Consider the following 15,414-nt stretch of genomic DNA (forward strand, 5'->3'; position numbering starts at 1 on the left):
CGTATATGACAAGGGAAGTTCTGAATCATCCTATGGCCCACATAAGCGAGTTTGGCTACATCAAGCTGTTAGTGGCAACTTCTTGATTGCTGAAAAAAATGGTCGTAGTGAAATCATGATACATGGGGGAGATCCTGCAACAAGTACATCCCTTTCTTGGTATCCACTTCGTCCAACTTATGGCTGCATCAGGCTTTCGAATGATAATCAGAAAAAGCTGATCGATGTTCTGGTTAAAAACGGAAGCTCTGGGAAGATCACTGTGAACGAAATTTAAGAAAACAGGGCGGGATATTCCCGCCCTGTTTTTAAATACGCTGCAGAGTATTATTTATCTAATTTCAATAATTGCTGAAACTCTTTCTGACTGATTTTTTTACATATTATCTTATTTGAGAGAATCATTTGTTCTGATGAGGTCATCATTATATTAGATAAATAGACAATATAAAATTACAGGTACAGACTGTTTATTTAGGGGGACTTTGGAAATGGGTAGTCTCTTTTTTGAACTAATTATGAAATACGGTTGTTATTCGATGTTACAAATTACCTTATAAGCGAGAGAGATGATACATACACCATTCGAATGTGGAGCCATTCAAGTGTTTGTAAACTCCATCATTTCAGCTCAATATACTAATGGAGGCGTTTAACAATGGGTTATCACATTATTGCAAATTTTCCATCCAATCGTGACTACAAAGGTACTTTGAAAGTATATTCTGACAATGGGGATTTGGTTTTCGGCCCTGTTGAGGCTCTAGGCCGTGGTTCAAATGACTCAAAGAACGGGAATGATCACACCAACTGGAAGCTTCAGAATGCTGACATTCCAACAGGTGTAGCTAAGACAGTTGTATATGACAAGGGAAGTTCTGAATCATCCTATGGCCCACATAAGCGAGTTTGGCTATATCAAGCTGTTAGTGGCAACTTCTTGATTGCTGAAAAAAATGGTCGTAGTGAAATCATGATACATGGGGGAGATCCTGCAACAAGTACATCCCTTTCTTGGTATCCACTTCGTCCAACTTATGGCTGCATCAGGCTTTCGAATGATAATCAAAAAAAGCTGATCGATGTTCTGGTTAAAAACGGGAGCTCTGGGAAGATCACTGTGAACGAAATTTAAGAAAACAGGGCGGGATATTCCCGCCCTGTTTTTAAATACGCTGCAGAGTATTATTTATCTAATTTCAATAATTGCTGAAACTCTTTCTGACTGATTTTTTTTACAGGTTTCACTTTTTTATTGGCAGAGTTGTATCTGTAAAGAATCATCTGGTTTGAAGGGTACTCACTAATGTAATCAAGGGTATTTCCGTTTTTGTGCCAAAGAAGAAGTCCCGTACTTATATAGTTCGTTTCGCGTGGCAAATATTCAACGGTATCTTTTACGGGATCATAAATTGCGAGAGAACTCTTTTCTGTGTCACCATAGGAAAAGGCAATTTTGTTTTCTTTAGGAGACCAATTATAAGAAGCAATGGTTTCTATGCCCTTCTTCCCTGCTTTAAGAAGACGGTCATTTATTAACGTAGCTTCGCCCGTTTTAAGGTTCACAAGAATAAGTACATTTCCGGCGCTTTTAGAAGCTTGAATAGCTACCCATTCTCCAGTATATGAGTCAACAACACTCGTCACATCAAGCAACTTTTCATCATAATCCCCTGTGTTTATAGTCCTGCTAATTTTCCCTTTTGATACAACAATAGACTTAATTATTTTGGATTCAAACGTAGCAGCTTTTTCTTGTCCTACGGTGTTTGCAGTAACTTTAATGGTTTTGCCAGTCCAAATAATTTTATTACCGTTCAATGTCTTTTTAAATTTTGGAATGCTTTGATACAGCGAAGAAGCCATGGATGTAGATTTTATAGTTATTGGTGAAACTGATGTGTTGGTGTTAAAAGCTGAGGCTTGAATTGATGATAGAGTGGCCATGCTACTTAACACTAAGACGCTGGATAAAAGAATTTTGGTAACCTTCATTGTGTATCTCTCCTTTTAATATTGGAGGCTGTATCATGATGTGTATCCTCCATAATCGCTGCCTGTATAATATAAACGAAAATAACTGTAAAATGTTCCTTTTTTTATTCCTTTTTTTTATAAAATTATCCTAAACTAACTTGAAATTTGAACTAAAGGTATACCAAGAAACGTTTGAACTTCATTTTGTATATATGATCAGACAAAAACTTAGTAATGTTCATTTTGAAATTCATATGGAGTTCTAAGCAATAAATTAACAGTAATCTAAAACGTTCATACGAGTGATTATTTGTAAGGAAGAAGGTTTCCAAGCCCTTTCTCCATGTACCTCAGCTTCCCCTGTTCACTCCATTCCTTCGCGCTGCGATTTGAGCTGCAGTCTCGAAATTTCCTCGCGAATCTTCTGCATCCCCTCTTCTATACGCTGCTTTGGCACGTTGGAGATATTCAGGCGCAGCATCGTTTCAATTCCCGGCTCTCGCCCACGTTCGACCATACCCGAAGGGTAATATCGTTCCGTTGTATCTGCCAGAATTCCCCGGTTCTCCAACCGGGAAATCAATGTACTAACCGGCATTCCCAATGGCAGGGGAAGAACGGTATGCTCACCACCTGTACGCGGTGCATCCCGGAACGGGGCAAAGTCTGGATGAGTCGCCAATTGCTCGTGTACAACCTGCATGCGCGAAGCATAGCGACTGCGGATTGTTTTACGATGGTGGGCAAACATTCCGCTGTGAATGTACACCTCAAGTGCAGCTTGAGACAGAACGGAGGTGTCGATATCAAGCATTCTTTTGTACAAGCCAAAGCCGGATACCAAGGCAGACGGCAGCACGGTAACCCCTATACGAAGTCCGGGAAACAGAATTTTGGAATAACTTTTCAAATAAATGACCCGCTCATGCGTATCATAGGACCACAACGGATCTTGTCTCGCGCTGTCCTCCAAATCTGCCAAATAATCATCCTCCACCAGATAAACGTCATATCGCTGCGCAAGCCGAAGAAGTCTTTTTTTCTCCACTGCTGTCATGGACGTCCCAATCGGGTTCTGAAACCGTGGCATCACATAAAAAAACTTGATATCCCCTTCCGCAAACTGGCGTTCCAGTGAATCCCAGTCCAGCCCTTCCACCAATGTTCTTCGCACACCTGCAATGGGCACCCTCAGACTCTCCAGCAGCGTCGGCATGTTGTGGTACGTTGGCAATTCCACCATCACTTTGGTTTTACCGCCCGGAAAAGTCATCAAAGCCAGCGCCGCAAGGGCCTGCTGCACACCCGATGTGATGAAAAACTGCTCCGCTCCCGCAAACACCTGATAATCGGCAAACTGCTTCTGTAAAAGTGCAATCAACGAAGGCAATCCTTGCTGGGTGCCATATAAAAACAGCTCGTCCTGCTTCTGTCGCATCGCCAGATCCATACAATGCCGAAAATCCGCATACGGAAACACCCTCGGATCGGGAGCCGCCGAAGCAAAATCCAGTGGTTCCTGCCAGTCCATATCCTGTGCTCCCGTACCATTCTGCACTGCGTAATAGCCGGATTGAGGAATGGCGTACACCAGATGTCTGTGCTCCAGCCATTCGTAAGCCCGAATAACTGTGCTGATACTGCATTGATACTGCTTCGCGACGGTCCGGACTGCGGGCAGCCTGATCCCTTTTTCATCCCAATTACGACGGTCCTGTCTTATCATCTGCTCTTGTATCCATTCTTGCAAAGCGAGAGCGATCTTCTCGTATTTTTTCAGCGTAACCACTCCCTTTCCAAAATTGTACCGGTACAATTGATTATTTTCTCTATTGTAGCATGTGGCTCGCAGAAGTATATTAAAAAAGGCTCATATGTTCCACCACTTGACAGGTATTAGCATAATGGAAGCCCACACATTCCAAGACTATATCGCATCACTGGAGGGAAAATGAATGAATACTGCACGCAACCGAACCTACGCTTACATCGCATCTGTCGCTTATGCTGCGATTATCGGGTTATCCTTTTTATTTGTAAAAATGACCGTTACCATCGCACATCCCATTGATGTGCTTGCCCATCGCTTCGCTCTGTCTCTTATCGTGGTCAGCATTCCTGTGTTATTCGGCTGGATCAAGATCAATCTGCGCATGGCTGATCTGTGGAGAATCATCCCGCTCGGACTGCTCTCGCCTGTACTGTTCTTTGCCTTTCAGGCTTTTGGACTGGTTACCTCCAATTCATCAGAAGCAGGCATTATTCAGGCCATGGTTCCCGTGTTCACACTCGTCCTGGCTTCCGTCTTCCTTAGAGAACGCACATCCATTGTACAGAAGATGTCTCTGCTGCTCTCTGTCGCTGGTGTCATCTTTATCTTCGCGATGAAAGGCGGCGGGATGTCGATGAGCAACATGCAGGGTATTGTGCTGCTGCTGTTCTCGGCCATCAGCTTTGCTGGATACGGGGTTCTGGCAAGACCGCTCACTCGAAAATACAAACCGCTGGAACTGACCTGGGTTACCCTGATGGTAGGCTGTATTGTATTTAATGCGGCTGCGCTGATACGTCATGCTTACATCGGGTCCATGGCAGACTATATCCAGCCGCTTGGAGATCTGTCCTATCTGGGTGCTCTTGCTTATCTGGCGATCCTGTCCACCATGGTATCTACCCTGCTGTCCAGCTATGCGCTCACACATCTGGAGGCTTCACGTGTCAGTGTATTCAGCAATCTGTCCACGCTTATATCCATTGCCGGCGGCGCGCTGATTCTGCACGAGCCTGTGCAGGGTTATCACTACATCGGGGCAGTTCTGATTATCGCCGGAGTGCTTGGTACTAATCTAAGTAACCATAAACAACGGCTGGTCAGTCATTCCAAAGCATGATACAATGTGAAAAATTGTAAACGAACGTTATCAACGATGATGAAGAGAAGTACACACGTCATGATACTTCAGAGAGCCGGCGGCAGGTGCGAGCCGGTGTATCGGACTTGTGGAAATGGGCTTCGGAGTTCCGAGTTGAACAAAGCACACTTGCATGTTACAGGCGAGTTGCTTCCAGTAGGCAAGGCGGCAGGTCCTGCCGTTATCCCATGGACAGGATATCGATCTGGCTCATCGTTGTACGATTTAGCTTAGGCATGCCTGAGCGTATAATGACGTGACCGCAATGATTCAATAATTGTTGATCCGTATCCGTGAAGTGGGCCGCAGACCAGCGGCCAATGAAGGTGGCACCGCGAGCACAGCCTCGTCCTTCTGTTCTGTTTCCTCAGGAAATGGACGGAAGGACGGGGCTTTTTTATTTGAAAGGCTGAAGGGAGGTGATGGTCGTGGAAGATGGCTGGTGGTGGCGACTCAGCAGAAGCAACAACATTTTTTATCAAAGGAGAATGAACAATGAATCCAAACAAGGAACGCATATTAACCGGGGATCGGACAACCGGGCAGCTTCATCTCGGCCATTACGTCGGCAGTCTGCGCAGCCGGGTGGAATTACAGGAAGTGCACGACACTTATATTTTGCTGGCTGATGTTCAGGCACTGACTACTCATTATGAGCAGCCTGAATTGATTGCAAACAGTGTGCATCAAGTGACACTGGACTACCTGGCTGTGGGTATCGATCCCGACAAGTCTACCCTTTTCATTCAATCAATGATTCCTGAAATTGCCGAGCTTACGGTAATTTTCTCCATGTTTGTTACGGTTAATGCACTTAGGCACAATCCAACAATCAAAACCGAAGCACGTGACCGGGGGTACACCGATCTCTATTATGGATTTTTGGGATATCCGGTCAGTCAGGCTGCCGATATCGCTTGCTGTAAAACCACACTGATACCTGCAGGTGAGGACCAGATCCCTCACGTGGAAACTGCCCGCAAGCTGGTTCGGCGCTTCAATGAGCTGTATGCACCTGTTTTTCCTGAACCCCGAATATTGACAGGAGCACGTTTGGGCGGCCTGGACGGTGTTGGCAAAATGAGCAAAAGCATGGGCAACGCCATCTCGTTAAATGCTGATCCGCAAGACGTGCAGGCTAAACTGACCAAAGCCAAAACCGATCCTGCACGCATTCGCCGCTCCGATCCGGGACACCCGGATATCTGTCCTGTGTATGCTTACCATCAGCTGTTCCGGTCTGCAGATACCGAGGAAATTCATACAGCATGTAGTCAGGGGAAGATCGGTTGTACTGATTGCAAACGGCTGGCGGGCGATGCAGTTAATGAATTACTTGCTCCTTTTCGCGAGCGGCGAGGTTATTATGAACAAAGGAAAAGTCAGGTGAAGGAACTACTGATGGAGGGCACAAGAAAAGCCAGACGTACCGCAAAAGAAACGATGCTTGAAGTACGTGAAGCGATGGGCATTCGTTATTTTGACCTCTGACAAAAACATGGTCTGAGATTCTATAGGTTCCGAGGAGTACAGCATAATCGAAGCTAGAAGAATTCTATCCAACTCTCTTTCCTGTATGAAGCTGCGCAAACACGTTAACACTGCTGAGGACACTTTTACTTTTACTCGGAAAGGGAGTCCTCGGCATGAAACGTTCACAACCTTCATTTTTGCAAGCCATGATGTTAATCATGTTATCGGTGGGTTTGATCAGCCACGTGTTAATTATCCCTGCCCTTCTGAGCGCAGCGAAAAGGGATTCGTGGATTTCCGTGCTGCTTTCTGCCGGGCCGTTGATCATCTTTGCAAGCATGCTCGCCTACGTTTCTAGATTTCTACAGCATCAAACGTTGCATGATTGGCTGTCTTCCCATCTTGGCAAGCCTGTAGGCTTGATACTGCGGGTGGGAAACAGTCTCTTTTTTCTATGCGCAATCTACTTCACATTACGTGACACAACCACCTGGGCCAAAACCAACTATCTCACCGAAACGCCTGTCATCGCAACAACGATCGCACTTATGGTGTTATGTGGATATGCAGCCTACAAAGGCATGCGTTCACTTGCCTTCACGGCTGGACTGATTCTGCCACTCGTTGTGCTGCTGGGCTTCTACGTTGCCATTGTCAATTCCCAGTACAAAGATTACAGCCGGATGCTGCCCGTGCTGGAGCAGGGATGGTCACCTGTATTTCATGGGATGGTGTTCAGCCTCGCCGGTATGTTTGAACTACTTTTCCTATGGTACATTCAGCCTCATCTCGCCAAACGTATAAAACTATGGCAGTATCTGATGCTTGCATTTATCATGATTGGTTTAACGGCCGGCCCCCTGATTGGAGCTATTGTAGAATTCAATCCCTATGAAGCCGCCAATATGAGATATCCCGCTTTTGAAGAATGGCGTATCGCTTCCTTGGGCAAATATATTGCTCAGACCGATTTCTTCTCGATCTATCAATGGCTGGCAGGTGCATTTACCCGAATCAGTCTGGCCATGTATATTGTGGTAGAAATTTGGAATATTAAACATGCCTCCAGAAGGATGATTACCTGTGCCTCAATATCTGTAGTCTTTATTCTATCCATGCTCTATCCTCTGGATGATATGACCTTCACAAAGATTCTGGTCCATTACATCTTTCCATTCAATCTCGTGTATCTGAGCGGATTTGCCGTTCTGGCAACCTTGGTTGCCTTCATTCATTCACGGCGTCAGAGGAGGAACTATCACCATGGAGAAACAGCCGATTGACACCACTTCCTATGAAACCCTGCTTGCATCCTTGAGAAAAAACTTTGAAGCCTGTGCAGATGTGGTAATCCAGACGTTTCCTGCGAAAGAGGAGACCGTTCATTCCGTCATTCTGCTCTACTGTGACGGCCTGGTGGACAGCAAGCAGATCAACCAATTCATCATCCCCCGACTGGAACAGCATACATTAATTATGGAAGAAGCTCTCCCCCATGAACTTGGCCTAACCCTGAAGCCCATAGATAACCCTTCTGATCTGCAAAATATAAATATACTTCTATTTAGCGGGCAACTGCTGCTTATTTTTGAAAATGGTTTACAAGCCTGCAGCCTGGATATTGCCGATATCCCTGGACGCTCACCGGAAGAATCCGCTATCGAGACATCTGTGAAGGGGCCGCGTGACGGTTTCACTGAAGAGTTGTCCACGAACATCGCTTTGGTGCGCAAACGTTTGAAAACTTCATCCATGTGTTATGAGAAAATAGTTAAAGGGGCACGGACACAGACAACCATTGGCCTGTTATACATCAAAGATGTGATCAACCCCGAAATTCTGAATACAGCTCGCAGCAACCTGGATCAGATTAACGTGGACGGCATCATGGGTACCTCCATCATGGAACGAGCAGTCATGGGGGGAGTACGTAGTATTTTCCCGCTCACAGATAACTCCGAACGGCCCGATTATGTGGCGGATTCCTTGCTTAACGGACGTTTCGCTGTACTCACAGAGGGCTCACCTGTAGCTGTCATTGCACCGACCACATTGTTTAATCAATTGAAGTCACCGGAGGACGAGAGCACTCCTTTTTTCATCGTGACTTTTGAGCGTATATTACGGATTGCCGGGCTGCTCATCGCCTGTTTTTTTCCGGCCTTCTACATCGGCTTGACCAGCTTTAATCTGGAACAGATTCCACTGCCACTGCTCGCAACTATTGCAGGAACGCGAATGGGACTGCCCATGCCAGTTACGCTGGAAGCGTTTCTGATGATTTTTATGTTTGAATTGTTCAATGAGGCGGGACGAAGGCTGCCGCGTGCGTTGGGACAGACCGTCAGTGTGGTTGGCGGCTTGATTATCGGGGATGCAGCTATTCGTGCCGGAATTACATCTCCCACCATTATTGTGACCGTAGCGATCTCCGTAATCTCCAGCTATATTCTGGTGAACACCGTTCTTGGGGGAGCCACATCTCAAGTACGCATCGGCATGTTAGTTGCTTCCTCCATTCTGGGACTATTTGGATTCATGGTTGCTCTGTTCGCGTTGCTGGTTCATCTCGTATCTCTGGAATGTTACGGTGTATCCTATCTGTCCCCTGTGTCACCATACATTCCGGGAGACTTCACACAGGCTGTGTCGATGCCGCCTTCCATGACCCGCACCAAGCGCCCAGCCGTATTACGTACGCAGGACTCTACCCGTCATAAGGAGAAACCTTGATGAAATGGGCTTACGTAAGTAGTATGCTTGCGGGTTGTGTCATACTTCTGACGGGATGCTGGGATTCCAAAGAGGTTCAGAGCATTAACTTTATTACTGCCATTGGCATAGATTACGCGGATAATCAATATATAACGTACGCCCAATTAATTGATTTCTCCAGCATTGCCAAACAGGAAGGGCCCACACCAAGAGAAGGGGGTCAAATCTGGATTGGCAAGGGGACTGGCACAACCTTGAATATGGCCATTAACGATCTGTATGAGACGTCGCAGCAGCAGACACTGTGGACTCATGTCAAAGCGATAGTGCTGTCCGAAAACGCGTTGAAAGGACGACTGGAAGATATTTTCAATACGCTACTGCATTCCGGTCAACTGAGGTACACACCATGGATCTATGGGACGGAACAGGATATGTCCACTCTGCTCGCTCCCTCCACCATCTTGAACCAGTCTGCACAAACCATTGAGTTGTTCGAGCCGATGAGACTCTATAAGCAGCACTCCGGTTATGAGCCCATTCGACTGCATCAGATGTTAGATAGTTTGAGAGAACCTGAATCCGTAGTGCTGGTGCCTTCAGTATCGAGCAAAAATCAGACGTGGCACAATGGCGAGAAGACCCCTCCGCTGATTCGAATGGATGGATTATACGTTGTGAGCAATGGCAAAAGTCAGGGAAAGATCACTGGAGCCGAAGCGGATGGCACACGTTATGTGAACTACGATCATGTGTATCAATATCCACTATATGTGTACGGGAAGAACCGTCAGACCCCTGACCTTTCGTTAACGCTCCATCATCCCAAGACACGAATAACTGCCAGAAAAACCAAGGAAGGCATTACGTTTGATCTGCATACCTCGGTTAAAGCAGCAATTGTTGAAAACCACGATGCCCCCCGATCTCCACGTACGATGGAACAGGAGGCTGAGAATCAGATTGAAGCCCGAATTCGTGATACGTTCACCAAAAATAAATCACGCCATATTGATTCCTTTGGTCTTGTGGAGCATCTATACCGCCACAATATGGACTGGTGGAAAGAAGTGGTTCCCCGGCATAATGATCCGCTTGAACACTTTCAACTTGGTAAGGTTGAAGTCCGGGTGGACATTTTGAACTCCAGTACGTATAAATATGGTGAATAAAGCTTTTGAAGCGGAAGACCTGTAAACTGCATCTGATCTGATGCGGAATACAGGTCTTTTAAGCATTTAGCCGCTAGTGTTGCTGATGATAAAAAGGTGGTGGTATTCGGGTTGGGTAGGGCGGGGGAGTATATAGCATGGTACTGTATATTAAGCCAAAGGGTATGCCATCACACTCATCAATGCAAGCTCTGGCTGCGTTGTATCCAAGCGGCTGTATTGTATGATGACCGGCACATTACTTGCTACGGTAATTGCATAAGGCACTCCGGGCGGGATTGCTTCTTCTCCGGATCGAAGTGATGCCGTACGTATATGTTTTGTCCTTCTGGCAGGGACAACGGCTTGCATGTTCTCCAAGGGTTCACGATCTTCAAAATAAATCGTAATCTCCAATGCAGCATCTGTGCCGCCGGTGTTCAAAACACAGATGCTTTCGTGACTCTCCAGCGTGCCGCAGCTATCTGGCGGAATATAGCCATCCGGGATAACCCAGTAGGTATGCCCGTTCGCTGACGGACCGCTTTGAATACGGTTATCGTTTGTCATAAATACCCTCCTTTTTTTCGCGATGCGCCATGTAACTTAAAACCCTTGCTGGAGTGCGGGCGGACGCTCGGCGGGTGGATCGGCTTTCGGGCCGCTGTTGGTCCGGGATTTCTTCTATCCCCCTTCTATGGGGAAAATCCCGGACCAAACGCGGACGCTTCGCTCCCTTTTTCCGCTTCCTCCCTCCTCGCTGCCTCGCTCTTCCTCTGGTGCTTTAAAAACAAGGCCCCTCCCTTCGCTGGGTAATTTTGTTCGCTCGTTGGCTTCGCTCGACACGCGTTTTAGTAAAACCCCTGCTGGAATGCGGGCAGACGCTCGGCGGGCGGATCGGTTTTCGGGCTGCTGTTGGTCCGGGATTTCTTCGATTCCCCTCTATGGGGGAAACCCCGTGCCAAACGCGGACGCTTCGCTCCCTTTTTCCGATTCCTCCCTCCTCGCTGCCTCGCTCTTCCTCTGCTGAGCGCCATTTTTGCGTGACGATATGCGCTAACGATTCAGAGAAGCCTTATTTGGGCGATTTGGAGCATGTTACTTTTCTAACGATTCACAGAGACGCTATTTAGCTCATTTTGCTGATATTGAGTGGATTTTTGGGTGTTTTGGATGGAATAAGGTTCCTACGATTCGTTAGAATTCTACATCAGCAAATTCGGGGCAAATAAGGTTTGTGGGAATCGTTAGAGTTCCGGCCGCCAGATTGATCTATGGAGTTCGTTAGAGCACCCGCCGCAAGATTGGTTGTAGGTATTAGTAGAGCTCCTACCACCAGTTTGATCTGTGGGGATCATTAGAGCACTCGCCGTCAGTTGGTTGTAGGCATGGTTGAGCACCAGCACTCAGTTTGATCTGCGAGGATCGTTAGAGCACTCTCACCAGATTGGTTGTAGGAATCCTGAGAATTCCTGCTTTCAGCTGTTCAACTGTTGTGCGGGATCGTTAAAGTTCCTCCGACCATCTCGTTTAGCGGGTTTTCCAATAACACCATCTGCCTGCTCTATATCTACATCTACATCTACTCTACTCTATATCTGCATCCACACCTACAACCTTCTGTACCTGTACCCTACCTTCCCCCAGCCTTTGCCACAACCTCTATCCTTTCACCTTGTGCCCACTCTTTTACCGCAGATACATCTGTAGCGGCTGCAGACGAAGCTCCCGGATCGCTTCAGCCACCTGCTGTGCCAAGCGGCGCGCACCTCGCTCCTGAAAATGTGTGTTATCCTCCACACCCGTCGGAAAGTTGATATACTCGCCAGGCAGTACCCACATAAAATCATCCTTGCTGCCTTCTTCACCCGCCTGTTCGAACAATCTGCGGCTGCGCTCAGCCAGATCAATCAGCGGTACATGCTCGGCTTCCGCCAGCTCCCGCATGGCGATAATATAATCGCCGTGTGTATCCGTTAGTGTACCGTCATCCGCAAAGTAACGCCGATGCACGGGAGTGATCAGCACCGGGCGAGCGTTGGCTTCGCGTGCGGCATCGATATATTTTTTCAAATATTGCTTGTATGTGGTGAATGGCTCTGTTCCCCGTTCAGGGTCCGGCTTCTCGTCGTTATGTCCGAATTGAATAAACAGAAAATCATCAGGCTTGATTCGCTGCATAATTGCATCCAATCGGCCTTCATGAATGAAGCTGCGTGAGCTTCGGCCCGACATTGCATGATTATCTACGGCTACGTCATGTTTGAATTTTGCAGGCAGCAGTTGCCCCCAGCCGCAATACGGATAACCACTCTCGGGCTGATCCGTTACCGTGGAGTCCCCGGCGAGAAATACGGTCATCGTCTGATTCGCAAGCGTAATCTCCAGTGCATTAATCCGCGGTGCAGGACCAGAGAAGCTCAGTCGAAGCCGCCCTCCGCGTGCAACAACAGCAAACCGCATCTCTGCACATTGTCCCGCCACCGTACGTATGACAGGCAGCATCATCCGACCTTCTCCGGCTTTGACACGAGTAACCGTATCCGCAAGCGGATCACCGGCAATAAGCAGCACCTGATACGTCCCATCCGGTACATCCACAATAAACGATGCCTTGAGCGGGATGCAGAAGCTGGAACGCAAGCGGACAGACATAGCTGCCTGCCCTTGCGAGGGTTGAACTCCTTTTGCCAAGATTGAATTGGAAGCTTCAGCTGCCCCATCCTCCTGCTCTCCATACCGCTGTTTCTCATATACCAATGAGCCGGGTTCAAAGCCATACCCTCTGCACTCATCATATATCGTTGTGGATGAAACGGACGTGTAGCCTCCAACATGTTCAACTGCATTCTCTGCTGTATGTTCCGCTGCTTTCTCCGCTATATGTTCAACTGCAAGTTCTCCTCTATGCTCTGCTGCATGTCTCGCAAGTTTAATCCCGTCATTGCTCTCTCGTTTCACGTTTTGCTCTGACATCCCGCTTCCTGAGTGCAGGGTTGATGTCATGTTTGCGTATGGACCAAAATTAAACTTCCATGAGTTTACCTTCGGCTCCGCTTGTTGTGATTGTTCTGATTGTTCTTCTCGGCCTGCTCCAGATGGCTCTGATGGTTCTGCCTGCCCTAATAGCTCTGCTTGCTCTGATTCCCCTAATTGCTCTAATTGATCTACCTTCTCTGCACTACTTACACTACCCGCACTTCCTGAACTTCCTGAACTTCCTACTCGTTCTGCCTTATTCAAGTCCGCTGAGTCCACTGGTTAAATTCCTCCATATGCTATTGGTTTAACCCCTCTGCCCGCTACCCCTTCAACCCGCTCGTACTCATGCCCTGCACAATTTGCTTCTGGAAAATAAAGAATACGGTAACTACCGGAATCAGGCTGACGATCGACATGGCAAACATGGCACCCCAGTTGGAGGCCGATTCGCTGTCCAGGAACATTTTGAGCGCCATCGAAACGGTATACTTATCAGGCGAGTTCAGATACAGCACCGGTCCGAGCAAGTCCTCCCATCTCCAGTAAAAGGAGAAGATTGCCGCTGTCGCCAGCGAAGATTTGATCAGTGGCATAATGATCTGAATATACAGCCTGAACTTGTTACAGCCGTCAATCGTTGCAGCCTCGTCCAGCTCTTTCGGAATGGTACGAATGAACTGCACCATCAGGAAGATAAAAAACGGCATTCCGAAAAATGTGGGTACAACAATCGGCAGAATCGTGTTCAGCCACCCAAGCTTGGTAAAGATAATATACTGCGGAACCAGCACTACATCATGCGGCAGCATTAGCGTTAGCATCATCAGTGAAAACCAGAAAGTTCGTCCTTTGAAATTCAGTCTGGCAAAGCCAAACGCGATCAGTGACGATGACAGCACAGCTCCTATGGTCGAGATCACTACGATCACCAGTGAATTGGTGATGTAATCCATGAAGGGTCTTCCGGCTGTTCCTTTCCAGCCATCCACATAGTTGGACCAGATCCACTCGGTCGGAAACAGGCTTTCTGCCGTGACAAAGATCGTGCGGCTTTCCTTGAATGAGCTGAACAGCATCCACAGCACCGGGTAAAGCATCAGGAGAGCAAGTGCGGCAACAAACAGATGATAGACAGGCCATTTGACATTTCTCCACACCATAATCATTTCCCTCCTTCAGATTCGTAAAATACCCAGAACTTGGATGTCAGGAACACAGCGGCGGTGAGCACACCGATCATAATCAGCATCACCCAGGCCATAGCCGAGGCATAACCCATGTTGTTAAACATAAACGCCTGACGGAACAGATACAGCGAGTAGAGCATCGTGCCGTCCATCGGACCGCCTTCGCCTTTAGAGATGATATATGCCGGTACAAAGGTCATAAATGCACCGATCGTCTGCATGATCAGATTGAACAGCACAATCGGACTGAGCAGCGGCAGCGTAATGCTGAAAAATTTGCGAACCGGATTTGCGCCGTCGACCCCGGCAGCTTCATACATCTCGGGAGAGATATTTTTGAGTCCTGCCAGGAAAATCAGCATGGATGATCCAAACTGCCATACCGACAGCGATATCAGCATAACCAGAGCCGCATCCGGGTCGCCGAACCAGCTGACTGGACCAATACCGATCGCGGTCATTGCACTGTTAATCACACCTTCATTGCTGAAGAGGTTACGCCACATGATGGATACAGCGACACTACCTCCAATGATAGAAGGCAGATAGTACAAGGTACGATACGTTCCGACCATACGAGAGCCCGTATTTAGAATCATCGCTACAAACAGGGCAAAGATCAGCCTTAACGGCACCCCGATGAATACATATAAAAATGTAACCTTAACCGAATTCCAATACTTCGGGTCATCAAAAAACATTTTGGTATAGTTGTCGAGTCCAATCCACCTTGGAGAAGTGAACAGATTATAACTCGTAAACGACATGTATAAGGAAACAAACATTGGAATGAGTGTAAATCCAAGAAATCCGATAATGAACGGGCTGATAAACGCATATCCGGTCAAGTTTCTGCGCAATGATGAATACTGCCTCATGGGGAACGTACCTCCTTCATGGATCAGCCTGCTTCGAGCCTTCATATTGCAAAAGGGACGGACAACCGGGAAGATAAACGGGACGGGCAAAGGCCCCCGCCATCAGCGAGCAGCCCCGGTCCCGACCATCCCTGCAAGC

Annotated in this window: 13 protein-coding genes and 1 other annotated feature; of the genes, 7 read left to right on the plus strand and 6 right to left on the minus strand. The window is 47.4% G+C overall.

All coding sequences use genetic code 11. The features are described from left to right. Positions 1–277, plus strand: a 277-nt coding sequence (locus IEW26_RS27135) for a L,D-transpeptidase (RefSeq protein ID WP_188594661.1), incomplete at its 5' end; no start/stop codon positions are given. Between the two features lie 381 nt (positions 278–658). Further along, the gene (locus tag IEW26_RS27140; RefSeq protein ID WP_188594662.1) at positions 659–1,135 is read left to right on the plus strand and encodes a L,D-transpeptidase; all 477 of its coding nucleotides are present in this window, start codon (positions 659–661) and stop codon (positions 1,133–1,135) included. Between the two features lie 50 nt (positions 1,136–1,185). On the opposite strand, the gene IEW26_RS27145 is transcribed toward IEW26_RS27140, so the two are convergent. Continuing rightward, the gene (locus IEW26_RS27145) at positions 1,186–1,995 is read right to left on the minus strand and encodes a hypothetical protein (RefSeq protein ID WP_188594663.1); all 810 of its coding nucleotides are present in this window, start codon (positions 1,993–1,995) and stop codon (positions 1,186–1,188) included. A gap of 346 nt (positions 1,996–2,341) precedes the next feature. Continuing rightward, positions 2,342–3,793 (minus strand): aminotransferase-like domain-containing protein, encoded by a 1,452-nt coding sequence (locus IEW26_RS27150; protein WP_229730070.1) that lies wholly within the window; start codon positions 3,791–3,793, stop codon positions 2,342–2,344. A 139-nt stretch (positions 3,794–3,932) separates the two neighbouring features. On the opposite strand from IEW26_RS27150, the gene IEW26_RS27155 reads away from it, so the two are divergent. From IEW26_RS27155 to IEW26_RS27175, 5 genes are all read left to right on the plus strand, one after another. Further along, on the plus strand, positions 3,933–4,868 hold the full coding sequence (locus IEW26_RS27155; RefSeq protein WP_188594665.1) for a DMT family transporter: 936 nt from the start codon (positions 3,933–3,935) through the stop codon (positions 4,866–4,868). A gap of 27 nt (positions 4,869–4,895) precedes the next feature. Continuing rightward, positions 4,896–5,246, plus strand: a binding site (T-box leader). A 138-nt stretch (positions 5,247–5,384) separates the two neighbouring features. Beyond that, positions 5,385–6,380, plus strand: coding sequence for a tryptophan--tRNA ligase (trpS, locus tag IEW26_RS27160; protein ID WP_188594666.1), 996 nt, complete (start codon positions 5,385–5,387; stop codon positions 6,378–6,380). Between the two features lie 155 nt (positions 6,381–6,535). Beyond that, positions 6,536–7,645, plus strand: coding sequence for a GerAB/ArcD/ProY family transporter (locus IEW26_RS27165; RefSeq protein WP_188594667.1), 1,110 nt, complete (start codon positions 6,536–6,538; stop codon positions 7,643–7,645). Continuing rightward, entirely contained in the window at positions 7,626–9,095 is a 1,470-nt protein-coding gene (locus IEW26_RS27170; protein ID WP_188594668.1) for a spore germination protein, read from the plus strand. Before IEW26_RS27165 ends, IEW26_RS27170 begins: the two co-directional genes overlap by 20 nt. After that, positions 9,095–10,249: a Ger(x)C family spore germination protein gene (locus IEW26_RS27175; RefSeq protein WP_188594669.1), complete on the plus strand. Its 1,155-nt coding sequence runs from the start codon at positions 9,095–9,097 to the stop codon at positions 10,247–10,249. Before IEW26_RS27170 ends, IEW26_RS27175 begins: the two co-directional genes overlap by 1 nt. A 150-nt stretch (positions 10,250–10,399) precedes the next feature. Here IEW26_RS27175 and IEW26_RS27180 read toward each other — a convergent pair whose 3' ends face one another. From IEW26_RS27180 to IEW26_RS27195, 4 genes are all read right to left on the minus strand, one after another. Then, positions 10,400–10,798: a sensory rhodopsin transducer gene (locus IEW26_RS27180; RefSeq protein WP_188594670.1), complete on the minus strand. Its 399-nt coding sequence runs from the start codon at positions 10,796–10,798 to the stop codon at positions 10,400–10,402. Positions 10,799–11,917: 1,119 nt separating this feature from the next. After that, a complete protein-coding gene (locus tag IEW26_RS27185) occupies positions 11,918–13,111 on the minus strand; it encodes a rhamnogalacturonan acetylesterase (RefSeq protein WP_373288589.1) in 1,194 nt (397 codons plus the stop codon). A 419-nt stretch (positions 13,112–13,530) separates the two neighbouring features. Further along, on the minus strand, positions 13,531–14,370 hold the full coding sequence (locus tag IEW26_RS27190; protein ID WP_145406309.1) for a carbohydrate ABC transporter permease: 840 nt from the start codon (positions 14,368–14,370) through the stop codon (positions 13,531–13,533). A gap of 2 nt (positions 14,371–14,372) precedes the next feature. Continuing rightward, the gene (locus IEW26_RS27195; RefSeq protein WP_145406310.1) at positions 14,373–15,275 is read right to left on the minus strand and encodes a carbohydrate ABC transporter permease; all 903 of its coding nucleotides are present in this window, start codon (positions 15,273–15,275) and stop codon (positions 14,373–14,375) included. Positions 15,276–15,414 lie beyond the last annotated feature (139 nt).

The organism is Paenibacillus silvae, from assembly GCF_014639235.1.
GTDB classification, from domain to species: domain Bacteria; phylum Bacillota; class Bacilli; order Paenibacillales; family Paenibacillaceae; genus Paenibacillus; species Paenibacillus silvae.

What these genes read in the sequence shown, in the direction of transcription:
- IEW26_RS27140 (WP_188594662.1), top strand. Translation starts at nt 659, where the DNA reads ATGGGTTATCACATTATTGCAAATTTTCCATCCAATCGTGACTACAAA.
- IEW26_RS27145 (WP_188594663.1), bottom strand. Translation starts at nt 1,995, where the DNA reads ATGAAGGTTACCAAAATTCTTTTATCCAGCGTCTTAGTGTTAAGTAGC.
- IEW26_RS27155 (WP_188594665.1), top strand. Translation starts at nt 3,933, where the DNA reads ATGAATACTGCACGCAACCGAACCTACGCTTACATCGCATCTGTCGCT.
- trpS (WP_188594666.1), top strand. Translation starts at nt 5,385, where the DNA reads ATGAATCCAAACAAGGAACGCATATTAACCGGGGATCGGACAACCGGG.
- IEW26_RS27165 (WP_188594667.1), top strand. Translation starts at nt 6,536, where the DNA reads ATGAAACGTTCACAACCTTCATTTTTGCAAGCCATGATGTTAATCATG.
- IEW26_RS27170 (WP_188594668.1), top strand. Translation starts at nt 7,626, where the DNA reads ATGGAGAAACAGCCGATTGACACCACTTCCTATGAAACCCTGCTTGCA.
- IEW26_RS27175 (WP_188594669.1), top strand. Translation starts at nt 9,095, where the DNA reads ATGAAATGGGCTTACGTAAGTAGTATGCTTGCGGGTTGTGTCATACTT.
- IEW26_RS27180 (WP_188594670.1), bottom strand. Translation starts at nt 10,798, where the DNA reads ATGACAAACGATAACCGTATTCAAAGCGGTCCGTCAGCGAACGGGCAT.
- IEW26_RS27190 (WP_145406309.1), bottom strand. Translation starts at nt 14,370, where the DNA reads ATGGTGTGGAGAAATGTCAAATGGCCTGTCTATCATCTGTTTGTTGCC.
- IEW26_RS27195 (WP_145406310.1), bottom strand. Translation starts at nt 15,275, where the DNA reads ATGAGGCAGTATTCATCATTGCGCAGAAACTTGACCGGATATGCGTTT.